Annotated in this window: 4 protein-coding genes and 1 pseudogene; 2 read left to right on the top strand and 3 right to left on the bottom strand. The window is 73.6% G+C overall.

Features of this window, described 5'->3' with window-relative positions; all coding sequences use genetic code 11:
* Nucleotides 1-106 precede the first annotated feature (106 nt).
* The gene (locus AB0E96_RS38615; RefSeq protein WP_359831133.1) at nt 107-1,402 is read right to left on the bottom strand and encodes an LLM class flavin-dependent oxidoreductase; all 1,296 of its coding nucleotides are present in this window, start codon (nt 1,400-1,402) and stop codon (nt 107-109) included.
* Between the two features lie 328 nt (nt 1,403-1,730).
* Between AB0E96_RS38615 and AB0E96_RS38610 the strand changes: the two genes are divergently transcribed.
* On the top strand, nt 1,731-2,576 hold the full coding sequence (locus AB0E96_RS38610; RefSeq protein WP_359831131.1) for a mycofactocin-coupled SDR family oxidoreductase: 846 nt from the start codon (nt 1,731-1,733) through the stop codon (nt 2,574-2,576).
* Nucleotides 2,577-2,615: 39 nt separating this feature from the next.
* Nucleotides 2,616-2,864 carry an acyl carrier protein gene (locus AB0E96_RS38605; RefSeq protein ID WP_359831129.1) on the top strand — a complete coding sequence of 83 codons (249 nt, stop codon included), beginning with the start codon at nt 2,616-2,618 and terminating at the stop codon, nt 2,862-2,864.
* A 108-nt stretch (nt 2,865-2,972) separates the two neighbouring features.
* Here AB0E96_RS38605 and mftD read toward each other — a convergent pair whose 3' ends face one another.
* Together mftD and AB0E96_RS38595 are read right to left on the bottom strand one after the other, a co-directional pair.
* Entirely contained in the window at nt 2,973-4,160 is a 1,188-nt protein-coding gene (gene mftD / locus AB0E96_RS38600; RefSeq protein ID WP_359831127.1) for a pre-mycofactocin synthase MftD, read from the bottom strand.
* Nucleotides 4,157-4,468: pseudogene (locus AB0E96_RS38595) on the bottom strand (hypothetical protein); the annotation flags it as partial. The pseudogene AB0E96_RS38595 and the gene mftD, both read right to left, overlap by 4 nt.

Genomic DNA, 4,468 nt, shown 5'->3' with positions numbered 1-4,468 from the left:
CCCGCCCGCCGGCTCCCACCGCCGGCGGGCGGGGCCGGGTGGGCTCACGGCCCGGAGAAGGGGTGGTTGCCGGGCCGCGCCGGTCGCGCGCCCGGTGGCCGGCCGGTCAGGCGCTGGTGGTGCCCGGCGCCGGCGCGTTGTACTGGATGGTGCCCATGTCGGCGTCGACGGAGTAGCCGGAGACGTCGACGTCCTTGTGCTCGATGCGGGCCAGGGCCGACTCGACGGCCGCCTTGAGCCGCTCGTTCTTGGCCGCGTCACGGGCCGGACGGCGCTCGGCGAACTCCGGCATGACCTCGCGGGCGAACAGCTCCAGCGACTCCATGATGTGCTCGTGCTTGGTGTTGCCGAGCTGCACCTGGAAGATGATCTGGTCGATGCCGGCCTCCTCGTAGGCGCGGATCATCTCGACCAGCTTCCCCGGGGAGCCGATGCCCCGGCGCAGCGCGTCCAGCCGCGCCTCCAGCGTCGGGTCCATCGCGGCCATCGCCGCGAGCACCTCGGGGTTCGGCTCGCGCACCATGGCGAACATCTCCCGGCCCTGCTCGAACAGTTCCGCGATGTTGGTGGTGCCGGGGAAGTGCTCGCCGATGAAGTAGTAGTGCATGAACGTGTAGGCGAAGAAGTGGGCGCCGTCCAGGGCCCGGTCCAGCGCCGTCTCGTCGTCGGGCGCGCACAGCATCGGCATCACGACGGCGAGGTTCGGGTTGACCGCCTTGCCGAGCGGCACGCAGTCCTCGGAGGCGAACGCCGCGTAGTAGGCGTCCGTGTAGGCCTTGGCCTCCTCGATGGAGACGAAGGCCAGCGCGAGGGCGCCGAGGCCGTTGCGGGCGGCGAACTCCACCGTGTCCGGGTTGGAACAGGCGAGCCAGAGCGGCGGGTGCGGGGTCTGCTTGGGCTTGGGCAGCACGTTGCGCGGCGGCACGTTGACCCAGGTGCCCTCGTGGCCGGTGAACGGGGCCTCGGTCATCATCCGGGTGATGACCTGCAGCGCCTCCCGCCACTGGTCCTTCTTGGTGGCCTTGACCACGCCGAAGGCGTCCAGCTCCATCTGCGAACTGCCCTGGCCGGTACCGAACTCGACGCGGCCGCCGGAGACCAGGTCGAGGGTGGCGATCCGCTCGGCGACGCGGGCCGGGTGGTTCATCGCGGGCGGCAGCGAGACGATGCCGTGGGCCAGCCGGATGTTGCTGGTGCGGGCGGCCGCGGCGGCGAGGAAGACCTCGGGCGCGGAGCAGTGCGAGTACTCCTCCATGAAGTGGTGCTCGGTCGCCCAGGCGCAGTCGAAGCCCAACTTGTCGGCGAGCTCGATCTGTTCGAGCGACTCGCGGAGCACCCGCTCCTCGCTGTCGGCCGCCCACGGACGCGGTACTTGGTGGTGGTACTGGAGACCGAAACGCATGGTTGGTTGCCTCTTCCTCGCTGGGTTCGCCGCGGAGCCCGGGTCGAGGTCGCCGGGCCCGTCGGGCCGTTCTGGAGTATTCGGGCCACCGTCCGGGCCGGGCAAGGAGATCGGGGCAGGTTAGGGCCGCCGCCGGGGGAGGTTAGGGGCGCGGGCCCGCCGGTGCGCGGCGGCGCGGCGAGGAGCGTAAGGGGGTTCCCCTAAGTCCGCGCGGTGCGCGGCCTTAGGGGGCGGCTCGGGCCCGACTGTCCCGATCCCGGCGGTACAAACGACCTTGTTGAACGACGGTGGGGTGCCACCGGCGGATTTCCCGACGAAGGAGGGCCCTGTGGGCCGTGTGGAAGGCAAGGTCGTCGTCGTAACCGGAGCCGGTCGTGGACAGGGCCGCAGCCACGCGGTCCGTCTGGCCGAGGAGGGCGCCGACATCATCGCGATCGACATCTGCGAGGACGTCGACGCCGCGGAGTACCCGATGGCCTCCGAGGAGGACCTGGCGGAGACCGCCCGCCTGGTCGAGAAGGCCGGCCGCCGGGTGTTCGTCTCGAAGACGGACGTCCGCGACCGCGCCGCGGTGCAGCGGGCCGTGGACGCGGGCGTGGCCGAACTCGGCCGCCTGGACGCGGTGGTGGCCAACGCCGGGATCAGCCCGGTCGGCGCCGACCGCCCGGTCACGGTCTTCGGCGACACCGTCGACACCAACCTCAACGGCGCGCTGCACACCGCGCACGCCGCGCTGCCGCACCTGGGCGAGGGCGGCTCGATCATCATGGTCGGCTCCGCCGCCGGCCTGCTCTCCAACTACGGTGCCGGGCCGATGGGGCCGGGCGGCGCCGGCTACGTCTTCGCCAAGCAGGCCCTCGCGATGTACGCCAACTGGCTGGCGCCGCAGCTCGCGCCGAAGGGCATCCGGGTCAACGTCGTCCACCCGTCGAACGTCGACACCGCGATGATCCACAACGCGCCGATGTACCGGATCTTCCGCCCGGACCTCCAGACCGCCACCCGTGAGGACGTCGCGCCGTCCTTCCAGGACTTCCACGCGATGCCGATCCCCTACCTGGACCCGATCGAGATCTCGCACGCGGTGACCTACCTGGTCTCCGACGAGTCCCGTTTCGTCACCGGCCTCCAGCTCAAGATCGACGCCGGCGCCGTGGTCAACGCCGGCCGCTGACGCCGCGCCGCACCCGTTACGCACGAGGAGGACCCGCCCATGTGGGACGAGCAGTTCGAGCAGCTGCTGCGGGCACACCTGCCCTACCTGCCGGCGCAGGACGAGCTGGGCGCCGACGTCGCCCTGGCCGACCTGGGGCTGGACTCGATGAGCACCGTCGAGCTGCTGGCCTCGCTGGAGAAGCGGTACGACGTCCGCTTCCTCGACGACGCCCTGAGCATGGAGACCTTCGCGACCGCCGCGACCCTGTGGAAGCAGCTGTCCGAGCTCGTCGACACCGCTCGCTGAGCGCTCACCCGGCGCGGCCCCGAGGGGCCGCGCCGGGCCGACCCGCCGTGGCCGACCGCACCCGATGCCCCTCGCGGTCGGCCACGGCGTTCCCGTGCGTCCGGGCGGTCAGCGCCGGTCGGCCGGGGCGCCGAGCGTCCGGGTGAAGCCGGGCGGGACCACCAGGTCCTCCGGGACCAGCTCGCGGATCGAGGAACGGCCCAGCCCCATCAGCGCCGAGTCGATGCCGCCGCGCAGCAGGTCCAGCACGTTCTCCACACCGGCCTGCCCGTTGGCCGCCAGCCCCCACAGGTACGAGCGGCCGATCATGACCGCCCGCGCCCCCAGCGCCAACGCCTTCACCACGTCGCTGCCGCGCCGGATCCCGCCGTCCAGCAGCACTTCTACCTGGCCGCCGACCGCCCCGGCCACCGCCGGCAGGCAGCGGATCGACGCCGGGGTGCCGTCCAGGTTGTTCCCGCCGTGGTTGGACACCGAGATCGCGTCCACCCCCGCGTCCACCGCCCGCAGCGCGTCGTCGACCCTGGTCACGCCCTTGAGCATGAACGGGCCGCCCCACTCCTCGCGCAGCCAGCGGATGTCCGCCCAGCTCGGCGGCTCCGACTGCATCCAGCTGCCGTACGCGCCGAAGAAGGTCGGCGCCGGGCCGCCGCCGTCGGCCATGTTCGGCACCGTCAGGTCCGGCAGCCGCCCGGCCCGCAGGAAGTCCCGGAGCCAGGAGGGGCGGGACAGCGCCTGCGGGGCGAAGCGCACCGCCTCGCGCAGCGTCAGGCGCTCCGGGATGTGCGGGCTGCCCCAGTCACGGCCGTGCGAGAACGACCAGTCGGTGGTGACGATCAGCCCCGCCGCCCCGGCCGCCCGGGCCCGCTCCATCCGCTCCGCCATCTGCCGGCGCGAGCCCATCCAGTACAGCTGGAAGAAGGTGCTCGGGTTGGCCCGCACCACCTCCTCCACCGGGCGGGAGGCGAACGAGCTCAGCCCCATCGCGGTGCCCCGCGCCGCCGCCGCCCGGGCGACCGCCACCTCCCCCTCGGGGTGCACGGCCTGCACCCCGGCCGGGGAGATGATCACCGGCAGCGAGACCGGCTGCCCCAGCACGGTGGTGGCCTGGTCGCGCGCGGCCTGCTGGCCGGCGACGTGCGGGGCCAGGCCGAGCTCGTCGAACGCGCGGTAGTTGTCGCGCACCGTCAGCCCCTTCTCGGAGCCGGCCAGCAGCGCGCCGTACACCGAGGGCGGCAGCCGCCGCCGGGCCCGTCGCTGGGCCTGCGCCACGGTCTCGAACCAGCCGTTGCTCATCGGGACTTCTCCTTGTTTCCAGACGGTCGGGCGCGCACCGTCCGCCGGTGCGGCGCGGGGGGAAGCGCGGGCGTCACCGCGGCCAGGGTGCGGTGGCGCCCGCTCGCCCGGCAGACGCCGGCGCCGTACGCCAGGTCGTCGGCGAGCGCGGCCAGCGTGAAGCGGACCGGGTCCAGCCGCGGGCGGCGGGTCGCCCAGGTGTGCAGGCCGGGCGCCAGCAGCAGTCCCGCCGCGGCGAGCCGCCGGGCCGCCGTCCGGCCCGCCGGGGTGCGCGCGGAGCCCGGGGCGAGCAGGGCGGCGGCCAGCAG

Source organism: Kitasatospora sp. NPDC036755 (assembly GCF_040636595.1).
Taxonomy (GTDB): Bacteria; Actinomycetota; Actinomycetes; order Streptomycetales; family Streptomycetaceae; genus Kitasatospora.
Note: the sequence above shows the minus strand (reverse complement) of the source record. Positions and strands in the feature narration are given on the sequence as shown.